At 69.5% G+C, this 18,822-nt stretch carries 19 protein-coding genes; 9 read left to right on the forward strand and 10 right to left on the reverse strand.

Annotation, left to right across the window (positions count from 1 at the left end):
- Nucleotides 1-232: 232 nt before the first annotated feature.
- The 6 genes from AJAP_RS32435 to AJAP_RS32460 all read left to right on the forward strand — a co-directional run bounded on the left by AJAP_RS32435 (nt 233) and on the right by AJAP_RS32460 (nt 7,871).
- A complete protein-coding gene (locus tag AJAP_RS32435) occupies nt 233-1,525 on the forward strand; it encodes an extracellular solute-binding protein (protein WP_038518596.1) in 1,293 nt (430 codons plus the stop codon).
- Entirely contained in the window at nt 1,522-2,508 is a 987-nt protein-coding gene (locus AJAP_RS32440; RefSeq protein ID WP_038518598.1) for a carbohydrate ABC transporter permease, read from the forward strand. The genes AJAP_RS32435 and AJAP_RS32440 overlap by 4 nt, the downstream gene beginning before the upstream one ends.
- Nucleotides 2,505-3,335, forward strand: coding sequence for a carbohydrate ABC transporter permease (locus AJAP_RS32445; RefSeq protein ID WP_038518602.1), 831 nt, complete (start codon nt 2,505-2,507; stop codon nt 3,333-3,335). The genes AJAP_RS32440 and AJAP_RS32445 overlap by 4 nt, the downstream gene beginning before the upstream one ends.
- Before the next feature lie 3 nt (nt 3,336-3,338).
- Entirely contained in the window at nt 3,339-4,781 is a 1,443-nt protein-coding gene (locus AJAP_RS32450) for a glycoside hydrolase family 3 protein (RefSeq protein WP_038518604.1), read from the forward strand.
- Between the two features lie 209 nt (nt 4,782-4,990).
- Nucleotides 4,991-6,892, forward strand: a complete 1,902-nt coding sequence (locus AJAP_RS32455) for an elongation factor G (RefSeq protein ID WP_038518607.1) — start codon at nt 4,991-4,993, stop codon at nt 6,890-6,892.
- Between the two features lie 16 nt (nt 6,893-6,908).
- Entirely contained in the window at nt 6,909-7,871 is a 963-nt protein-coding gene (locus AJAP_RS32460) for an LLM class flavin-dependent oxidoreductase (RefSeq protein ID WP_038518611.1), read from the forward strand.
- A 273-nt stretch (nt 7,872-8,144) separates the two neighbouring features.
- On the opposite strand, the gene AJAP_RS32465 is transcribed toward AJAP_RS32460, so the two are convergent.
- Nucleotides 8,145-9,008: an NAD(P)-dependent oxidoreductase gene (locus AJAP_RS32465; protein ID WP_038518614.1), complete on the reverse strand. Its 864-nt coding sequence runs from the start codon at nt 9,006-9,008 to the stop codon at nt 8,145-8,147.
- A 94-nt stretch (nt 9,009-9,102) separates the two neighbouring features.
- Here AJAP_RS32465 and AJAP_RS32470 point away from each other — a divergent pair, with 94 nt between their 5' ends.
- Nucleotides 9,103-9,405 (forward strand): hypothetical protein, encoded by a 303-nt coding sequence (locus AJAP_RS32470; protein WP_038518617.1) that lies wholly within the window; start codon nt 9,103-9,105, stop codon nt 9,403-9,405.
- A gap of 5 nt (nt 9,406-9,410) precedes the next feature.
- Here the strand turns inward: AJAP_RS32470 and AJAP_RS32475 are convergent, their stop codons facing one another.
- From AJAP_RS32475 to AJAP_RS32485, 3 genes are all read right to left on the reverse strand, one after another.
- Nucleotides 9,411-10,148 carry a GNAT family N-acetyltransferase gene (locus AJAP_RS32475; protein ID WP_038518620.1) on the reverse strand — a complete coding sequence of 246 codons (738 nt, stop codon included), beginning with the start codon at nt 10,146-10,148 and terminating at the stop codon, nt 9,411-9,413.
- A 55-nt stretch (nt 10,149-10,203) separates the two neighbouring features.
- Entirely contained in the window at nt 10,204-11,298 is a 1,095-nt protein-coding gene (locus tag AJAP_RS32480) for a glycosyltransferase family 4 protein (protein ID WP_038518623.1), read from the reverse strand.
- 78 nt (nt 11,299-11,376) lie between these two features.
- Entirely contained in the window at nt 11,377-12,165 is a 789-nt protein-coding gene (locus tag AJAP_RS32485; protein WP_038518626.1) for an inositol monophosphatase family protein, read from the reverse strand.
- 18 nt (nt 12,166-12,183) lie between these two features.
- Between AJAP_RS32485 and AJAP_RS32490 the strand changes: the two genes are divergently transcribed.
- Nucleotides 12,184-12,879, forward strand: a complete 696-nt coding sequence (locus AJAP_RS32490; protein ID WP_083650079.1) for a creatininase family protein — start codon at nt 12,184-12,186, stop codon at nt 12,877-12,879.
- Here the strand turns inward: AJAP_RS32490 and ribA are convergent.
- The 5 genes from ribA to AJAP_RS32520 are packed head-to-tail and all read right to left on the reverse strand — an operon-like array spanning nt 12,835 to nt 17,703.
- Nucleotides 12,835-14,427 (reverse strand): GTP cyclohydrolase II, encoded by a 1,593-nt coding sequence (gene ribA, locus AJAP_RS43250; protein WP_084098414.1) that lies wholly within the window; start codon nt 14,425-14,427, stop codon nt 12,835-12,837. The genes AJAP_RS32490 and ribA overlap by 45 nt on opposite strands.
- Nucleotides 14,424-15,242 carry a methyltransferase domain-containing protein gene (locus AJAP_RS32505; protein WP_038518632.1) on the reverse strand — a complete coding sequence of 273 codons (819 nt, stop codon included), beginning with the start codon at nt 15,240-15,242 and terminating at the stop codon, nt 14,424-14,426. The genes ribA and AJAP_RS32505 overlap by 4 nt, the downstream gene beginning before the upstream one ends.
- Nucleotides 15,239-16,306, reverse strand: coding sequence for a glycosyltransferase family 4 protein (locus AJAP_RS32510; RefSeq protein WP_038518635.1), 1,068 nt, complete (start codon nt 16,304-16,306; stop codon nt 15,239-15,241). The genes AJAP_RS32505 and AJAP_RS32510 overlap by 4 nt, the downstream gene beginning before the upstream one ends.
- Nucleotides 16,303-16,701: a 6-pyruvoyl trahydropterin synthase family protein gene (locus AJAP_RS32515; RefSeq protein WP_038518637.1), complete on the reverse strand. Its 399-nt coding sequence runs from the start codon at nt 16,699-16,701 to the stop codon at nt 16,303-16,305. The genes AJAP_RS32510 and AJAP_RS32515 overlap by 4 nt, the downstream gene beginning before the upstream one ends.
- Before the next feature lie 21 nt (nt 16,702-16,722).
- Complete coding sequence (locus AJAP_RS32520; RefSeq protein ID WP_038518640.1) at nt 16,723-17,703, reverse strand: zinc-dependent alcohol dehydrogenase; 981 nt, start codon at nt 17,701-17,703, stop codon at nt 16,723-16,725.
- Between the two features lie 60 nt (nt 17,704-17,763).
- On the opposite strand from AJAP_RS32520, the gene AJAP_RS32525 reads away from it, so the two are divergent.
- Nucleotides 17,764-18,459, forward strand: a complete 696-nt coding sequence (locus AJAP_RS32525; RefSeq protein WP_038518643.1) for a CDP-alcohol phosphatidyltransferase family protein — start codon at nt 17,764-17,766, stop codon at nt 18,457-18,459.
- Here the strand turns inward: AJAP_RS32525 and AJAP_RS32530 are convergent, their stop codons facing one another.
- Nucleotides 18,460-18,822, reverse strand: coding sequence for a tautomerase family protein (locus AJAP_RS32530; protein WP_038518645.1), 363 nt, complete (start codon nt 18,820-18,822; stop codon nt 18,460-18,462).

Consider the following 18,822-nt stretch of genomic DNA (forward strand, 5'->3'; position numbering starts at 1 on the left):
ACGGACAAAGAAAAACCGCATGTCAGCCCGCCTCGCGAGGCGCTGACGAGCGCGCCGAAAACTGATCATCAGCGTGATCGAACGCTCACTCAAGGTGAAAGATTGCGGCTCGTTTACAACGAACCGGCCACCCGCTTGACAGTCGGAGTGGTACGTACCACGCTGCCCGCATTGGTCTACACCATTTTGTGGGAGCTCGGCATGGTGGCCGGGCATCGAAAGGACGGCACGAGTGAAGCGCTGGCTCAAGATGGCTGCGGGCGCCGCCGCCATCACCCTCGCGACGGCGGGCTGCGCCGGTTCCGGCAGTGGCGACAGCACGAATTCGAGCGCTGCGGCCTCGAACGGCTCGCTCACGGTCTGGCTCATGACGGGGACCGCCCCCGAAGCATTGACGAACTCGCTCCACAAGGAATTCGAAGACGCGCACCCCGGCGTCAAGGTCAAGTACGAGATCCAGCAGTGGAACGGCATCCAGCAGAAGCTGACCACCGCGCTGGCCAGTGACAACCCGCCGGACGTGATCGAGCTGGGCAACACCCAGACGCCCGCGTTCGCGAACCAGGGCGTGCTCGCCGACCTCACCTCCAGCGTGAACGACTTCAACGGCGCGCAGTGGCTGCAGGGCCTCAAGGCGTCGGGCGAGTTCGACGGCAAGACCTACGGCGTCCCGTTCTACGCGGCCAACCGCGAGGTCATCTACCGCAAGGACATGTTCGAGCAGGCGGGCATCACCGCGACGCCGAAGACGCGCACGGAGTGGCTCGACGCGATCACCAAGCTCAAGGCCAAGTTCGGCAGCGACCCCGAGTTCCAGGCCCTCTACCACCCCGGCCAGAACTGGTACGAGCTGCTGTCCTACATCTGGGACGAGGGCGGCGATATCGCCCAGGCCAACGGCAAGTCCTTCAAGTCGACCCTGGACTCCGCGCAGGCGAAGGCCGGGCTGGAGTTCTACAAGCAGCTCACCGACGCTTCGGGCACCAAGGCCCCGAAGGACGCCGACGAGGCCACGCCGCAGCAGGCGGGCATCTACGGCGCCGGCAAGGTCGCGATGATGATCGGTGTCCCGGGTGAGGTCGACACCGCGGCGAAGACCGACCCGAAGATCAAGGAGAAGTCGGGCGCCTTCGCGATCCCGGGCAAGACCGCCGACAAGTCGGCCCCGGTCTTCCTGGGCGGCTCGAACCTGGTCATCCCGGCCAACAGCAAGAACGCGGCCGCGGCGAAGGACTACGTCAAGCTGTTCTCCACCCCGAAGTACCAGACCGAGCTGGCCAAGGCCGGTTACGTCCCCGGTACCTCGACCGACGTGTCCGCGCTCGACGCGAACCCGCTCACCAAGGTGATGGCCGAGGCTTCCAAGAACGGCCGCGCCGTGCCGACCAGCCCCAAGTGGGGTGACGTCGAGTCCGGTCAGAACCCGATCAAGGACATGCTGACCGCCTACCTGACCGGAACGAAGACGCTCGACCAGGCGACCGCCGACGCCAACGCAGCGCTCGACAAGCTCATCGGCGGATGACCACGACGAAAGATGTGACGATGCCGGCGGGGGCCACCCCGCCGGCATCGCCGCGCATCAAACCCCCGAAATCCAACCGGCGCCTCCGCCTCGGCGAGCGGACGGCGCCGTACCTGCTGATCCTTCCCGCTCTGGTCGCGATCCTGGTCCTGCTGGGCTGGCCGACGCTGCAGCTGATCGGGATCAGTCTCCGCAAGCTCGATCTCCGTGAGCTGGTCTCCGGGGAGATGGTCTGGGTCGGATTCGAGAACTTCTCCGAGATCCTGTCCGATTCGGAGTTCTGGGAGATCACCGTCCGGACGCTGGTGTTCACCGCGTCGGTCGTGATCCTCACCCTGCTGCTCGCGCTGCTCATGGCGGTGCTGATGCGGCATCTCAACCCGGTGGTCCGGGTGATCGTGCAGGTCGCGCTGATCCTCGCGTGGGCGACGCCGGTGGTCGCGACGACCACGGTGTTCCAGTGGATCTTCGACCAGCAGTACGGCATCTTGAACAAGACGCTCGCGAAGCTCGGTTTCGAGAGCTTCATCGGGCATTCGTGGTTCTCCACCGGCCCGAGCACGCTCACCGTCATCGGGATCCTGGTGGTCTGGCAGGCGGTGCCGTTCGTGGCGTTCACGCTCTACGCGGGGCTCCTCGGCGTCCCGAAGGAGCAGTACGAGGCCGCGGGCATCGACGGCGCCAACGCCTGGCAGGCGTTCTGGGCGGTCAGCTGGCCGGCGATCCGGCCGATCCTGACCATGGTCACGTTCCTGTCGGTGCTGTGGGACTTCAAGTTGTTCGCCCAGGTGTGGGCGATCCGTCAAGGTGGGCCGGACGGCGCCAGCACGACGCTGCCGGTCTACATGTACCTCAAGGGCCTCGCGGGCAACCACTTCGGTCTGGCGGCCACCGCCGCCCTGCTGATGATGCTCGTGCTGATCCTGCTCACCGCCCGGTACGTCCAGCTGCTGGTGCGCACGAAGGAGGCCGACCTGTCATGAGGAAGTCCCTGACCCAGCGGATCGGCCTCGGCACGCTCGGCGTGGTGGTGGCGCTGCTGTTCGTCTTCCCGACGTACTGGATGTTCACCTCCTCGCTGAAGACACCGGGCCAGGTCCTGTCCCCGGACTACGACCTCGTCCCGCTTTCGGTGACGTTCGACAACTTCGTCTCGGCGCTGACGAAACCCGGTTTCACCACGTACCTCGCCAACAGCCTGATCGTCACGCTCGGCGCGGTGCTGTGTTCGCTCGTCGCGGGTGTGCTGGCCGCGGTTCCCTTGTCCCGTATGCGTTTCCGCGGGCGTAAGGGATTCCTGCTGCTGGTGCTCGTCGCCCAGCTGGCGCCGTTCGAAGCGCTGCTGATCCCGATGTACCTGCTGATGCGCGACGCCGGGCTGCTCAACCAGCTGCCTTCGCTGCTGCTGGTGTACTTCGCGGCGACGCTGCCCTTCACGTGCTGGATGCTCTACGGCTTCGTCAACGGCATCCCGTACGACCTCGAAGAGGCCGCGATGATCGACGGTTGCAGCCGGGCGGGTGCCTTCCGCCGGGTGACGCTGCCGCTGCTCGCGCCGGGACTGGTGACCACCTCGGTGTTCAGCTTCATCACCGCGTGGAACGAGTTCCTGTTCGCGTTCGTGTTCATGCGCGACCAGAACAAGCAGACGCTGCCGGTGTGGCTGTCGTCGTTCCGGACGGCGTTCTCCGTGGACTGGGGCGGCATCATGGCGGCGTCGGTCATCTACGCCGTGCCCGCGCTGGTGTTCTTCATCATCGTCCAGCGCAAGCTCGTGTCCAACCTGACCGCAGGCGCAGTGAAGGGGTAATCCTTGTCTTCACCGGAAAAGCTCGCCGCATCCGTTCTCGTATCGGGCTTCGACGGCACCACCGCGCCGGATTGGCTGCGCCGCAAGGTGGCGGACGGCCTCGGCGGCGCGATCCTGTTCGGCCGCAACGTGGTCGACGACGAGCAGGTGGCCGCGCTGAGCGCACAGCTGCGGGCGGAACGGCCCGACGTGCTCGTCGGCATCGACGAGGAGGGCGGTGACGTCACCCGGCTCGACGTCGCCACCGGCTCGTTCGTGCCGGGACCACTCGCACTCGGCGCCGCGGACGACGTCGAGCTGACGACCTCGGTCGCGGCCGCGCTCGGCGAGCGGCTGGCCGCGTGCGGGGTGACGATCAGTTTCGCCCCGTGCGCGGATCTCACGCTGGCGGCGGAGGATCCCTCGATCGGGGTCCGGGCGTTCGGTTCGGATCCGGTGAAGGCGTCGCCGCATGTGGCGGCGTTCATCACCGGGCTGCAGAAGTACGGCGTGGCCGCGTCGGCCAAGCATTTCCCCGGGCACGGGGCGGCGACGGACGATTCGCACCACGCGCTGCCGGTGCTGCCCCGGACCGAGGCGGAACTGCACGAGATCGAACTGGTCCCGTTCAAAGCGGCGATCGCGGCCGGGGTGCGCGCGGTGATGACCGGGCACCTCGTCGTGCCCGCGTGGGGTGAACTACCCGCGACGCTCAACCCGAAGGCGCTCACCGACGTGCTGCGCGGCGAGCTCGGCTTCACCGGCGCGGTCATCACCGACGCGCTGGACATGGGCGCCGTCGCGGGCGAACTCGGCAAGACCGAGGGCGTCGGACGGGCGTCGGTGCGGGCGCTGATCGCCGGTGCCGACGCGCTCTGCCTCGGTGGGGTGTCGTTCGAAGAGGACGAGCTGAACCGGATCGCGGCGGTCATCGCGGCCGCCGTCGAATCCGGTGAGCTGCCGATGGAGCGGCTGGTGGAGGCGTCGGAGCGGGTCGCCGCGCTCGGCACTCCCCCGGTTTCGACGCCGATCTCTCCGGTGGATCACCGCCTCGGACTGGAAGCGGCGCGCAAGGCGTTGCGGATCCAGGGTTCGCCGAAGCTGGGCGGCCCGCCGCTGGTGATCGACATCGAGACCGAGCCCATCATCGCGGCGGGCCCGATGCCGTGGGGGCTCGGCTCGCATCTGACCGAACTCGTGCCCGGCACCCGGGCGCTCAAGGTCGGCGCGGACGGGATCGCGACCGCGATCGAGGCCGTCCACGGCGCGCGCGACCTCGTGGTGGTGACGCGCGAGGCGCACCGGCACCCCGAGGTCCGCGAGTTCCTCAGCTGGCTGCGCGAGTCCACTGTGGACTACATCCGGGTCGAGACCGGCGTTCCCGGCCCGGAGACCGAGGGGCCGCGGATCGACACGTTCAGCGGGTCCTACGTCAGCCTCCGTGCCGCCGCGGAGTACCTGGCCTGACCTGCCCCTCTCGCATTTCGTCCTCTGGATGCGGTACTTGCACACGCAACTACCGCATTCAGAGGACGAATTGCGTTATTCGGTTGCGGGGCCGGAGCCGGGGTGTTGTAGTCGGGAAGATCGGTTCCCGGCCTAGGAGATGATCGTCTTGCGAGTGACCACGTCCTTCCATCAGGTAATTTCCGCCTACCTCGAGGACGAGACCACTCGTGAAGACCCTCAATCTGGGGATTCTGGCGCATGTTGACGCCGGGAAGACGAGCCTGACCGAGCGCCTGTTGCACACCGCCGGGATCATCGGCGAACTGGGCAGCGTCGACGACGGCAGCACACAGACCGACACGCTGGCGCTCGAACGCGCCCGCGGTATCACCATCAAGGCGGCCGTGGTGTCGTTCGCCCTCGGCGACGTCACCGTCAACCTGATCGACACCCCCGGCCACCCCGATTTCATCGCCGAGGTCGAACGCGCGCTCGGCGTGCTCGACGGCGCCGTCCTGGTGCTGTCGGCGGTCGAAGGCGTCCAAGCCCAGACCCGTGTCCTCATGCGGACCTTGCGGCGGCTGGGCATCCCGGTGCTGCTGTTCGTGAACAAACTGGACCGCCGCGGCGCCGATCCGGAGCGCGTGTTCCAGGAGATCACCGGGAAACTCACGCCAACGGCCGTCACGATGGCTCCCGATCGGGTGATCGATCTGCTGGCGACGCTCGACGAGGACTTCCTCACCGGATACCTCACCGCCCCGGACGCGTTCACGCCGTCACGGCTCCGCGCCGAACTCACCGCGAAAGTCGCCGAAGGTCGCGCTCATCCGGTCTACTTCGGGTCCGCGATCACCGGCGCCGGGATCGACGCGCTCCGCGACGGCATCGAGAACCTGTTGCCCGCCAAGGAAGCCGACGTCCACGCGCCGCTGTCCGGCACGGTGTTCAAGGTCGAGCGCGCGCCGGGCGGCGAGAAGATCGCGTACGTGCGGCTGTTCTCCGGCAGCGTCGCCGTGCGCGACAAGGTCCCGCTCGGCGATGGCGAAGGCAAGGTCACCGCGATCAGCGTTTTCGACAACGGCTCGGCCGTGCCGTCGGCGTCGGCCGAAGCCGGGCGGATCGCGAAGCTTTCGGGGCTCGACGTCCGGATCGGAGACGTGCTCGGGGCCCGGCCGCGGACGCGGGAAGCGCGGTTCTCGCCGCCGACGCTGGAAACCGTCGTCTCGCCGCTGCGGCCGGCCGATCGCGGGCCGCTGCACCAGGCGCTCACCCGGCTGACCGAACAGGATCCGCTGATCGGCCTGCGGCACGACGAGGTCCGCCAGGAGACTTCCGTTTCGCTGTACGGAGAAGTGCAGAAGGAGGTCATACAGGCGACGCTCGCGGACGAGTACGGCATCGACGTCACGTTCAGCGAGACGACCACGATCTGCGTCGAACGCGTCGACGGCACCGGATCGGCCGTCGAACTCATCGGCACGGCGTCGAATCCCTTTCTGGCCACGGTCGGACTGCGCGTCGAACCCGGGAGCGGGACTTCGTTCCGGCTGGAGGTCGAACTCGGCTCGATGCCGTACTCCTTCATCAAAGCCGTGGAGGACGCGGTGAAGGAGACGCTGCGCGAAGGCATCCACGGCTGGGAAGTGCGCGACTGCGCGGTGACGATGACGCATTCCGGCTACTACGCCAGGCAAAGCCACGCCCACGGCACGTTCGACAAGAGCATGTCCAGCACCGCGGGCGATTTCCGCGATCTGACGCCGTTGGTGCTGATGGAGGCGCTGCGCGAAGCCGGGACGACCGTGCACGAACCCCTGCACCGGTTCACCCTCCAGACGCCGGCCGACACGCTCGGCCCGGTGACCGCGCTGCTGGCGCGAGCGCGCGCCGTGCCGCGGACGACGCTCACGAAGGACGGGACGGCCGAGCTGGAAGGCGAGATCCCGGCGGCGAAAACCCATGAGGTGCACCAGCTCCTGCCCTCGGCGACCCGCGGAGAAGGCGCGATGGAGACGTCCTTCCACGGCTACCGGCCCGTCCGGGGGCCGGTGCCTTCACGATCTAGAACCGATCACAACCCGTTGGAACGCAAGGAATACCTGCTACGCGTGCTGCGGCGCGTCTGAGTGAACGGAGAACGTCATGGTTTCACGGCTCGGGGTCAGGATCCCGCGCGAGCTGCCCGCCGCCCGGCTGACCGGCCTCGCCCGGCGCGCGGAACGGGAGGGTTTGGACGAGGTCTGGATCGTCGAGGACTGCTTCTACGCGGGCGGGATCGCGACGGCGTCGGCGGTGCTGGCGGCGACCGAGAAGATCACGCTCGGCATCGGCATCATGCCCGCCGTGGCGAGGAACCCGGCCATCGCGGCGATGGAGATCGCGGCGCTGGCGGAGCTGTACCCGGGACGGCTGATCGCCGGGTTCGGGCACGGGGTGCCGAGCTGGATGCGGCAGATCGACGCGTGGCCGAAGTCGGCGCTCGCCGCGTTCGAGGAGACGCTGACGGTCATCCGGCGGCTCCTGGCGGGTGAGCGCGTTTCCTTCGAGGGCAAGCATGTCCGGCTCGACGAGGTCGAACTGGAGTTCCCGCCCGCGCTGCCGCCGAAGCTCGTCGCAGGCGTCCGCGGCCCGAAATCGCTCGCGGCGGCGGGCCGGGTCGCCGACGGGACGCTCCTGGCCGAACCGGCGACCCCGGAGTACGTCCGCGCGACACGGGACCTGATCGGTGTCGAAGGCCATTCGATCGCGACCTACAACTGGCTGGCCCTCGACGCCGATCCCGAGCGGGCCCGCGAACGCGCCCGGTCGGACGTCGCGTCCGCGATCGGGCCGAACTCCGGTCCGGCGCTGGAGCCGCTGGACTTCGGCGCCGAACTGCTTGCCGAGGTCAAGGCAGCCACCGACGGTAAAGACCTGGCCCGGCGATTGCGGCCCGAATGGATCGACAGGCTGAGCATCAGCGGCCCGCTCGACCGATGCGTCGAGCAGATCCGCGCGCTGTACGCGGCCGGGACCGAGTCCGTCATCCTGCTGCCGCTGCTCGGTGAGCCGGAGGAGGAGTCCTTCGCCGCGGCGGGCCGGATCGCCTCGGCCCTGCGTGGCTGACCCCCCTTCCGCATTTCGTCCTCTAAATGCGGTCAGGGGGCGGCAGCGCCCGAGGTGAAGGGGACTTTCCCCACATCCGATGCGGCGAAAGCTCCCTTCCCCACATCCGAGCGACCAAGGGCCGCGTCGGCGTCGTCGTGAAGGCCTCCTTGGGGACGTTAGATGTCTCAAGGGTGGCCTTCAGGACATCGCTACCCGACCACGCCGGGTCCCTGCCCCAAAGCACCGCATTTAGAGGACTAAATGCGGTCCTTGCACACGCAACGACCGCGTTCAGTCCTCTGGATGCGGGTGGGTGTCGAGCGCCTTGACGACGGCGACCATGTCCTCCTCACCGAGACCGAGCCGCGCGGTCTCGGCGTAGAGGGCACGGGACGCCTCGATCAGCGGCAGCTTCAAGCCCGCGTCCCCGGCCGCCGCCGCGATCAGCTCGACGTTCGCCAGGACGTTCGCGATCGAGGCCTGCGGCGCGAAATCCTCTTCGACCAGTTTCGGCGCCTTGACCCGCAGGATCGGGCTAGCGAGTTGCCCCGCGCCGAGCACGTCGGCGAGCCGGCCGAGATCAAGCCCGTGCGCCCGGGCGAAATGCACCGTCTCGGCCAGCGAAGTCACGACCGACGTCAGGTGCACGTTGACCGCCAGCTTCATCAGGAGCCCGTTGGGAACCGGCCCGCAGTACACGGTTTCCCGGCACATCGGCCCGAACAGCTCCCGGACGTCCTCGACCGCGCCGGGGTCGCCCGCGAGCATCGCGACCAGCTCCCCCGCCTCCGCCGGGACACGCGAACCCGAAACCGGCGCCTCCACGTACGTCGCCCCCGCCGCGACGAGGTCCGCCTCCAGCGCGCGGGAATGACCTGGTGCCGTCGTTCCCATGTGGACGATCGTGCGGCCCGCCACCCGCCCGGCGAACTCGGGCCCGCCGCGGCCGAGCACGGCGTCGACGGCGGCCGCGTCCTTGAGCATCAGGATCACGACGTCGCACCGCGCGAAGAGTTCGGCGACGTCGGCCACCTGGCCGGCCTTGCCCGGCGTGCGGTTCCAGCGGAGCACCGGGATCCCGGCCCGCACCAGGTTCCGTGCCATCGGCTCGCCCATACTGCCCAGCCCGGCGAAACCGACTCGTTCGAGGTCCATGGCTCCACTCTGCGGTACCGGAGAACGGCACCGGGCCCGATGCGACGATTGCGGCGGAAATCGCGAGGAACGCCCCGCGACACGATGACGAGGAGTGAGCACGATGGCCTGGCCGGAGAAGGACACCCATCGGGTCTCGCTGCGCAACGGCCAGTCGTTCCTCTGGCATCTCGACGCCGACTGGGAACGCACGACGCGCGCGATCCGCGTCAAGGAAGACGGCACCGACGGTCAGATTCTCGTCCTGGACCCCTACCACCACGCCTTCCTGCCGACACAGACGCAGGTCCGCCGCGCCATTCGCGACGCCTTCCGCGCCGGCTGGCGGCCCGACAGCCGGCTCCCGCCACTCGAAATGGTCTTCGACGGCGAGCGCTTCCGCCGCCGCGAAGACTGAGCCGATCAGAACGGGTGCTCCATCCACACGTTCGCCTCCACGTACACCCCGCAGTCCCGCTCGACGTTCGCGTGCACCGGCGCGATCCCGCCGGGGATCACGTTGTCGCCGTCGACGAGGTCGACGCCGCTCCACTCCTTCCAGTCCGCGATCGAGCCCGAAATGGTCACCGCGAACGGGCACACCTTGATCATCCGCGCGCCGAGCCGTTCGTGGGTGCGCAGCCAGCGGTCGGCGAACAGCCCGTCCTCGCGCCGCCGGAGGGCGTAGTCCTCCATGAGAACGTCGGGTTCGTCCTCCTTGCCGATCGGGCGCACGGAGACGATCAGCCGCTTCAACCCCGTCTCGGCCGCGCGCGCCTTCAGCGCCTTGAGCATCGGCGTGGACAGGCCCGTCCCGCGCATTCGCGGCGCCACAACGACTTCGAGCGCACACAGGGTGTCCGGCGCGCGGCCGTCCATGAGATCTTGCGCGGCCCACTGGATCGCCTCGTCCCACCCGTGCGAAGGCAGCTCGTGGCGGTCTTCGGCCGGATAGGTCAGCGGGACCGACAGCGCCCGCGCGATCGGCTCGCCGCCGTCGTCCAGTGCGATCAGGAAATACCGCGACCAGTGGCGCAGGAACCGGTCAGGGGTGATCATCTTGCCGCTGAACCCGGCGTAGATGAACTCACCGCCGACGTCGCCGAGATTCAGCGCGGCATCGAGGAGATCGGGACGGGACACAAGATCGACGATTCGCATGCCGCCCAGTCAACCGAGCCGGTGATCTCCCCCGATAGCTGCTTCCGGGCGATGATCAAACCGGCTGGCGCGGCGCCGCCTGCAACCGGGAGAGCACATCGGTGAGCCTGCCCGCTGCGACGTCCCATTCCTCGAGGACGCTGCTGCGCGCGAGCGCCGACGTCCGCAGGGAATGGCGGAGTTCGGCGTCGAGCGACCAGCGCAGCAACGCCGCCGCGAGTGCCGACGGGTTGTTCGGCGGCACCAGCATGCCGGGCACGCCGCCGCCGGGCGCGGTGCCGAGCGCGTCGTGCGCGCCGGCGGTTTCCGTGGCCACCACGGGGATCCCGCGCGCCAGCGCCTCGGCGACGACCAGTCCGGACGTGCCGCCGCGGGCGGGCAGGACGAGCAGATCCGCGCCGTCGTAGACCAGGTCGAGGTCGTCCGGCGGCTGGATGAGGCTGATCCGGGAGCCGAGCCCGAGCCGTTCGACCGTCCAGCGCAGTTCGTCGACGTACGCGGGATCGTGGTGTGTCGCGCCGGCGAACACGCATTTGAACGCCAGTTCGTCGACCAGGGACAGCGCCCGGATGAGCACGTCCTGGCCGTGGCGCGGGGTCATGGGCGCGAGACACAGCAGCCGCGAAACGCCGTCGGCCCCGGCGGCGAGCGGCGCCGCGTCCGTCCCCGGTGTCGCCACGTAGACGCGGGTCGGGTCGAGGTCGTGCCGGTCGATCAGCTGCCGCGCGAGCCACGGCCCGGTGGCGACGATCATCCCCGTCAGCCGCAGGGTCTCCCGTTCGCAGGCGTCGAGTTCGGCGGCCTGCGCCGGATCGAGCGCGGGATCGTCGGCGAGCGGCCGGTGGACCAGGACGGCCAGCCGGAGCCGCCGCGCGTGCGGGACCACGATCTCCGGGACCCCGCAGGCGACCGTGCCGTCGATCAGGACGACGGTGTCGTCGGGCAGCGCGGCGAGCGAACGGGCCAGTCTCGACCGCGACAGCGGCCCCGGCATCGGCCATTCCCCGGCGATCGGCAGTTCCAGCAGCGGGAGGCCGGTGGCCGGGAGGTTCTGGCACATCCGGCGGTCGTATTCACCGCTGACGTCCTCGGTTTCGCCCGGCAGGACGAAGACGACCGGTTCGGTCACGCGGACATTCGAGGTGAACACGGTTACCTCCAGATGCGGGCGCCTTATCAGGAGACACGGATGAGGCGCCCGTCCGGTTCATTTCCCGGGTGACAAAGTTCAGCCCGCCACGCGCGCGATCGACGCGACGATCTCGTCACGCAGTCCGGCGCCGACCGCGATCGTGGCCGCCGACCGCACCGTGTGCTCGCCGCCGTCGAGGTCGACGACCGCTCCCCCGGCCTCGCGCACCAGCAGGACACCCGCCATCGTGTCCCACGGTTTGTTGGCGAGGATGACGCTCGCGTCGAGTTTGCCGTCCGCGACCCACGCCAGGTCGATCGCCGCGGAACCGAGGAACCGGACCCGCTGCACGCGGCCGCCGAGTTCCGCCAGCAACGCCATCCGGACGCGGTTCTTGACCTCCGCGCCCTCGCCGACCGCGAAGTCGCCGATACTCACGATCGCGTCGGACAGCTTCGTCGCTTTCGACGCCGTGAGACGCTCTTCGCCCGCGTACGCGCCCTGGCCCGCCACAGCGGTGTAGGTGACGTCGAGGAACGGCAGGGAGATCGCCGCGACCGTGCTGTTCAGACCGTCGACGAGACCGAGCGAAACACCGCACAGCGGAATCCCGCGCGCGAAGTTCGCCGTGCCGTCGACGGGGTCGAGCGCCCACCACAGGTCCTCGTTCCCCTCATGCCCGCGCTCCTCGCCGAGGATGCCGATCTCCGGCGTCTCGCGTGCCAGGAACTCGCGGACGGCGTCCTCGACGGCGAGGTCGACGTCGGTCACCATGTCGCGATCACCTTTGGCCGCAACGGAAAACGACGTCATCGAGCGGATGATCCCGGTCGCCTTGGCGACGGCCTCGCGGGCCACGGACAACAATGCGGCGTGGTCGGTCATATGGGTACCGTAGCCCGCGTGAACCTGTTCCCGACGGCCACGACGGCCGACGAAAGCGCCCGCGGCGCCGAGGTCGCGGTGCTGCCCGTCGGCAGTTTCGAACAGCACGGCGCGCACCTCCCGCTCGCCACCGACGCGGTGATCGCGACGACGATCGCCGACGCCATCGCCGCGGCGTATCCGGTGCTGCGGCTCCCGCCGATCACGATCGGCTGCTCCCACGAACACGCGGAGTGGGCGGGCACGGTCAGCATCTCCGCCGCGACGCTCTACGCCGTGGTGAACGACGTCGCCGCGTCACTGCGCCGGTCCGGTGTCCCGAAACTGGTGCTGGTGAACGCGCACGGCGGCAACTACGTCCTGTCCAACGTGGTCCAGGAGTCGACGTCGCCGATGGCGCTCTTCCCCGGTGTCGAAGGCTGGCAGGCGGCGCACGACGCGGCCGGGCTGGAGACGTCGCTGGACAGCGACATGCACGCCGGCGAGCTGGAGACCTCCCTGTTGCTGCACGCGCACCCTTCGCTGGTCCGGCCCGGTTTCACCGAGGCGGATCACCTCGCCGACGACAGGCGGCACCTGCTGACGGTGGGCCTGCGCCCGTACGCGGAATCCGGTGTGGTCGGGCGGCCTTCGCTGGCGACTGCGGAGAAAGGACGGCTGGTGCTGGCGTCACTGGTGGAGAGCTTCGGGGACACCTTGGCCGCGCTCGGCTGACTCGATCAGGTCCAGATGCGGCAGGAAATGGTGCATCCGTTCCTGTTTGGTCCGCAGGTACCGCAGGTTCTCGTCGTTCGGCGTGACCAGCAGCGGCACCCGCTCGCTGATCCGCACGCCGTGCCGTTCCAGCTGGTCGACCTTCGCCGGGTTGTTGGACAGCAGCCGCACCGACCGCACGCCGAGATCGTTCAGGATCTCCGCCGCGGCGCGGTAGTCGCGGGCGTCCACGGGCAGCCCGAGCGCGATGTTCGCCTCGACGGTGTCGAGCCCTTCGTCCTGCAGCCGCATCGCTTTCAGCTTCGCGAGCAGGCCGATGCCGCGTCCTTCGTGGCCCTGGGCGTACACGAGGATTCCGGCGCCCTCGTCGACGATCGCCCGCAGCGCGGCGTCCAGCTGGTCGCCGCATTCGCAGTGCATCGAGCTGAACACGTCGCCGGTGAGGCATTCCGAATGGACCCGCGCCAGCGTGCGGGAGGTCGCGACGTCGCCGTGCACCAGCGCCATCTGTTCGGTGCCGTCGGCGTCCAAGTACCCATACGCGCGGAAAACGCCGTACCGGGTGGGCAGTCTGGTCTCAACGACCCTCTCGACGGTCATCGGGCTTCTCCTGTCTGTTCGGTGACTCCTGACAGAACGCGCGAGCAGGACGCCCGCACCGGGAAGGCTGGAGACGAGCGCGAGCACGCCGTAGACGACGGCCACGGTGACGCCCTGCGCCGAACCGAGGCCGGCGGCGCCGAACAGCAGCGCGCAAACGCCTTCGCGAGGGCCCCAGCCGCCGATGTTCAGCGGCAGCCCCATCGCGAGCAGGGCGAGGATCATCAACGGCAGCAGGTCGCCGACCGGCGCGGTGACGCCCGCCGCGCGCGCGGCGACGACGAACAGGGCGAGGTGCCCGGCGAGGGTGGCGACCGAGAGCAGGCCCACCCCTGGCCAGGTTTCCTTGGTCAGCAGGCCGAGCCGGACGTCGGCGAGGGACACGGCGAACCCGCGGCGCCATTTCGATCCACTGTGGATCCATCGCCGCCCGGCCGTCATCCCGGTGACGACGGCCGCGAGCGCCAGCACGACCACGACGATCCCGGCAACCGTCACCACGCGGTCGATCGGCGGCGGCACCACGGAAGGCACGCTGAGCACGACGACGACCGAAGCGCCGATCACCACGATCTGCCCGGCCGTGCGCTCCAGCACCACCGCGCGGACGCCGCGCGGCACGTCACCGGCTTCGCGCCCGTGCTGCACGGCGCGGTTCACATCGCCGAGGACGCCCGCCGGCAGCACGCCGTTGAGGAACAACGCGCGGTAGTACTCGCCGACGGCACTTCCGAACGAGAGCTCGAGACTGAGCCGCCGAGCGACCAGGCGCCAGCGCCAGGCGCTGAAAACCGTGGTGGCGAAACCGATCCCGAGCGCGGCGGCGATCCCGCCCGCGTCGACCTCGCGCAGACCTTCGAGGAACACGCCGGTGCCCAGCTGCCAGACGAGCGCGCCGAGGATGGCGAGCGCGCCGACGATCCGAAGCCAGGGCCAGAGCCGTTTCACGCGGGCACCACCAGGAGATCTTCGTGCTGGATCACCGCGTTCAGCTCGCCGGCCGCGCACTGCGCGAGCCGCCATCGCAGGTAGGAGTCGCCGTCCGCCGCGAGTTCCGGCCGCTGTTCGCAAGCGGCGCCGACCCAGCCGGTGAGCCATTCCGCGGTCAGCGCGGCCTGATCCGCCCCGAGCCGCCAGGGGCTCGGCGCACGCCGCGCGGTGGCGCCGAGGCGTTCGAAAACCCCGAAGGCGACGTCCACCGCGTCCGGCCCGAGCAGCCACCGGCCGCCGGTCACCCGGCGCTGATGCGCGTTGAAGGCGTCGGAGATCTCGACGTCGAACCTGTCCTTGGGTGAAAGCACGACCCGGCCCGAAACGCTCAGCGTGAACAGGACCGCGCAGCGCGCCTCGACGCACGCTTCCGCCAGCCGGGACATCTCCTCGGCGGTGAGCAGGTCGAGCAGCGCCGACGCCGCCACGAGCGAGGTCCCGGCGAGATCCTCCGCGCGTAACTCGGTGATGTCACGCTGCTCGGTGACGACGGTGACTTCGCTTCCGTCCAAAGCGTGATCCGGACGGCTGGTGCGGGCCTGCGCGTGGGTGAGCAGGTCCGGATCGCGGTCGTGCAGGATCCAGCGCTGGCGGCCGGGCAGCCGCCTGGCCAGCCAGCGGCCGAGCGAACCGGTGCCGCAGCCGAGATCCCGGACGACGACCTCGTCCTGTTCGTTCAAGAAGGACCGCACCGGCTCGATCAGCTCGGCCGCCCGAGCGGCGGCGTCGGCGTCTTCACGCAGCTGGAGCCAGCTGGGGGCGTATTTGGTCATGCCGCCGTCCGTTCGCTCAGCAGCACGGCGGCGACGCCGCGGGCCGTCTCGTCCCAGCCGGTCAACGTCTCGCGGCGCAGGCGTGCGGAGGCGCGAAGGCGGTCACGCAGGTCGGGTTCGGTGAGCCAGCGGCGCAGGGCCGCGGCCAGCGCGTTGACGTCCTCACCGGGGACGAGCAGCCCGGGCACACTGCCGTCGGGCGCCCGGCCGAGCGTGTCCGGCAGAGCGTCGACGGCGGTCGTCAGCACGGGGACGCCGTGCGCGAGAGCCTCGGTGACGACCATGCCGTAGGTCTCCGCGCGCGAAGGCAGCACGAGAAGGTCTGCGGCCGCGTACGTCGCTTCGAGCGCCTCGCCGGATCGCGGGCCGGTGAGAGTGAACCGACCGCCGAGCGCGTGCCGCCGCAGGCGTTCGACGTAGCGGGTCTCTCGGGGAATGGCACCAACGCACTCACAAATCCACGGTAGATCTTTGAGCGACTTCAACGCGTCCGCGAGCGTGCCCTGTCCCTTGCGCGGGGTGACGTTGGCGACGCAGACCAACCGCGTCCCGTCCAGGCTCCCGGAGGCGACTTCGGCCTTGTCGACGCCGGGCGGCACCACGTGCACGCGATGCGCGGCGAGGTCGTGGTGCCCGATCAGCCGTCGAGCCGCCCAGTCGCTGGTCACGACCACGGCGTCGACCGCGCCCAGCGTCTCGCGTTCCAGCCGGTCCAGTTCGGCGGCGAGCGAAGGCGAAAGTCCCGTCTCGTCGGCCAGCGGCAGATGCACCAGCACCGCGATCGACAGCCGCCGCGCCGCCGGGGCGATCACCTCGGGCACTCCGCAGGCGACCAGTCCGTCGAGCAGCACCGCGGCTCCGTCGGGCAGTTCGGCCAGCTTGCGCGCCAGGACCTTGCGCGCTTCGGTGTCGGGCCGCGGCCAGTTCCCGCGCACGGGGATCTCGTGGACCTCCACCGCCTCGCCGGCGAGGCCGTCGCACAACCGCCGGTCGTAGACGTTGCCGCCGCTGGGCGCGCTCACGTCGTCGATGTCGTTGGGCAGGACCACGTGGAGACGGTTCACAGCGCACGCTCGTAGCTCGCCCACGCGACGTGGGATTCGTGCAGCGAAACGGTGAGTCCTTCGAGGCCGCGCGCGCCCTCACCGAGCGCTCCCGCGTGGACGCGGCCGGCCAGCCGGTCCGCGATGACCTTGGCGAGGAACTCGGTCGAGGTGTTGATCCCGGCGAACTCGGGCACGTCGTCGAGGTTGCGGTAGTTCAGGTCGGCGAGCACCGCTTTGAGCTCTTCGGTCGCCTTGCCGATGTCGACGACGATGTTGTCGGCGTCCAGTTCGGAGCGGCGGAACGTCGCGTCCACCAGGAAGGTCGCGCCGTGCAGTCGCTGTGCTGGGCCGAAGACCTCGCCGCGGAAGCTGTGGGCAACCATGACGTGGTCGCGGACGGTGATACTGAACAACGGACCTCCCGGGTCGAACCCTTAACGCGTGTCCTCCATCTGATAGGTGACACGGAGGCAGAGCGTTCCTGGTTCATTCGCGGCCAGACGCGGCAAGACGTCCGGCAGTTCACGGAACTGACATTCCCCGCTGACCAGCACTTCGAATCCTGGATCGGCGAGAAGACGCAAAGCGAGCGCCAAGCGGTCGGCGTAGGTCCGGTTCAGGCGGCGGGACGGCGAGACCATGCCGACCTGGCTGCTGCGGATAGCCAGCCGTCGGGAGTGGAAGTTCTCGCCGAGCGGGACGCTGATCCGCCGGTCGCCGTACCAGCTCAGCTCGATGACCTCGCCTTCCGGCGCGAGCAGCTCCAGCGACCGGGCGAGCCCCGCTTCGCTCGCGCTGGCGTGCACGACGAGGTCGCATTCGCCCAGCGCGTCCTCGGGTGTCGAGAAGTCGACACCGAGCGCTTCGGCGATCTTCGCGCGCTCCGGGTCGACGTCGATCAGCTGCACCCTGGCCCCGGGGAAACCGGCCAGCAGTTTCGCGACGCCGCCGCCGACCATCCCGGCGCCGACCACGGCGATCCGGTCGCCGATTTTCGGCGACGCGTCCCAGACGGCGTTGACCGCGGTCTCGATCGTGCCCGCGAGGATCGCGCGTTCCGGCGGGACCTCGCTCGGCACCGGCGTGACGGCCGACGCCGGGACGACAAAGCGCGTCTGATGTGGATAGAGGCAGAAGACGACCTGCCCGACGAGGTCCTCGGGACCGCGTTCGACCACGCCGACATTGAGGTATCCGTACTTGACGGGACCGGGGAAATCGCCTTCCTGGAACGGCGCGCGCATGGCCGCACGTTGACTCGGCGGGACCTCGCCGCGGAAGACGAGCGTCTCGGTGCCGCGGCTCACGCCCGTGTACAGGGTGCGGACCAGCACGTCGTCATCGCCGACCGGAGGGAGCGTGACGGGCCTGAGCTCACCGTCGCCGGAACCACTGAACCAGAAGGCGCGTTCCATCGTGTCCTCTCATGTCGGACCCTGGAAGCGGGGTCACCGCCACCATAACGAGGAGGCCTCGTGATCAACCCCGGTATTTTCCTGGGGGTCCTCGTCCAGCTGGCGCTGCTGGGGACGCTGGACGCCGTCACCGGGCTGGGCCCGCTGGGCTGGCTCGCCGGAGCGGCCTACGGCCTCGCCGTGGGCGGATTCCTGACCTACGGCCTGAACCGGAGCACCGCGCGCTCCCTGGGCCCCGCCGACGCCGTGACGCTCGCTCGCTCCGGGCTGGTCGGCTGCGTGACCGCGCTCGTCGTCGACACCGCGGGCCGGGAGATCGTCGCGATGGTCGTCATCGCGTCGGTCGCGCTCGCCCTGGACGCCGTCGACGGCCAGGTCGCGCGCCGCACCGGGACGGCGTCGCCGCTGGGCGCGCGGTTCGACATGGAGGTCGACGCGTATCTGATCCTGATCCTGAGCGTGGTCGTGGCGCAGTCGCTGGGCCCGTGGGTGCTCACGATCGGCGCGATGCGCTACGTCTTCGTCGTGGCGGGCAGGCTGTGGCCGTGGCTGAACACGCCGCTTCCGCCGAGCATGGCGCGCAAGACCGTCGCGGCGGTCCAGGGCATCGTGCTGGTCGTGGTGGCCTCGACGGTCCTGCCGCTCTGGGCCGGCTTCGTGGTCACGCTGGGCGCGCTGGCGCTGCTGACCTGGTCGTTCGGACGGGACACGTGGTGGCTGCTGGAGCAGCACGCCTTCACCGCCGCGCCCGCGTGATCACGCGTACTGCGCTTCGCCGTTCCCGATCGACCAGTCGACGGGATTGTTCTCGGTGATCGTGACGAGCACGTTCCGCGGCTCGGTCCCCGCGTACTCCTCGGCGAGCTCCGCGATCCGCCGGTACAGCGATTTCTTCTGCACGTCGGTGCGGCCCTGCCGCATGGTGATCGTGACGTACACGACCCCCTCGTCGCGGCGGATCCCCAGGTAGTCGTCGTATTTCAGGATGCTCTGGCCGTTGAGGACCTGGAAGCGGTCGTCGGCCGGGATGCCGAGCGTCTCGACCATCGCGTCGTGGACGGCGTTGCCGAGGGCTTCGAGCTTCTCGGTCCCGATGGTGTCGATACGGACGAAGGGCAT

Origin of the sequence: Amycolatopsis japonica (genome assembly GCF_000732925.1) — a bacterium.
Lineage (GTDB): Bacteria > Actinomycetota > Actinomycetes > Mycobacteriales > Pseudonocardiaceae > Amycolatopsis > Amycolatopsis japonica.

What these genes read in the sequence shown, in the direction of transcription:
- AJAP_RS32440 (WP_038518598.1), top strand. Translation starts at nt 1,522, where the DNA reads ATGACCACGACGAAAGATGTGACGATGCCGGCGGGGGCCACCCCGCCG.
- AJAP_RS32445 (WP_038518602.1), top strand. Translation starts at nt 2,505, where the DNA reads ATGAGGAAGTCCCTGACCCAGCGGATCGGCCTCGGCACGCTCGGCGTG.
- AJAP_RS32460 (WP_038518611.1), top strand. Translation starts at nt 6,909, where the DNA reads ATGGTTTCACGGCTCGGGGTCAGGATCCCGCGCGAGCTGCCCGCCGCC.
- AJAP_RS32465 (WP_038518614.1), bottom strand. Translation starts at nt 9,008, where the DNA reads ATGGACCTCGAACGAGTCGGTTTCGCCGGGCTGGGCAGTATGGGCGAG.
- AJAP_RS32475 (WP_038518620.1), bottom strand. Translation starts at nt 10,148, where the DNA reads ATGCGAATCGTCGATCTTGTGTCCCGTCCCGATCTCCTCGATGCCGCG.
- AJAP_RS32485 (WP_038518626.1), bottom strand. Translation starts at nt 12,165, where the DNA reads ATGACCGACCACGCCGCATTGTTGTCCGTGGCCCGCGAGGCCGTCGCC.
- AJAP_RS32505 (WP_038518632.1), bottom strand. Translation starts at nt 15,242, where the DNA reads ATGACCAAATACGCCCCCAGCTGGCTCCAGCTGCGTGAAGACGCCGAC.
- AJAP_RS32520 (WP_038518640.1), bottom strand. Translation starts at nt 17,703, where the DNA reads ATGGAACGCGCCTTCTGGTTCAGTGGTTCCGGCGACGGTGAGCTCAGG.
- AJAP_RS32530 (WP_038518645.1), bottom strand. Translation starts at nt 18,822, where the DNA reads ATGCCCTTCGTCCGTATCGACACCATCGGGACCGAGAAGCTCGAAGCC.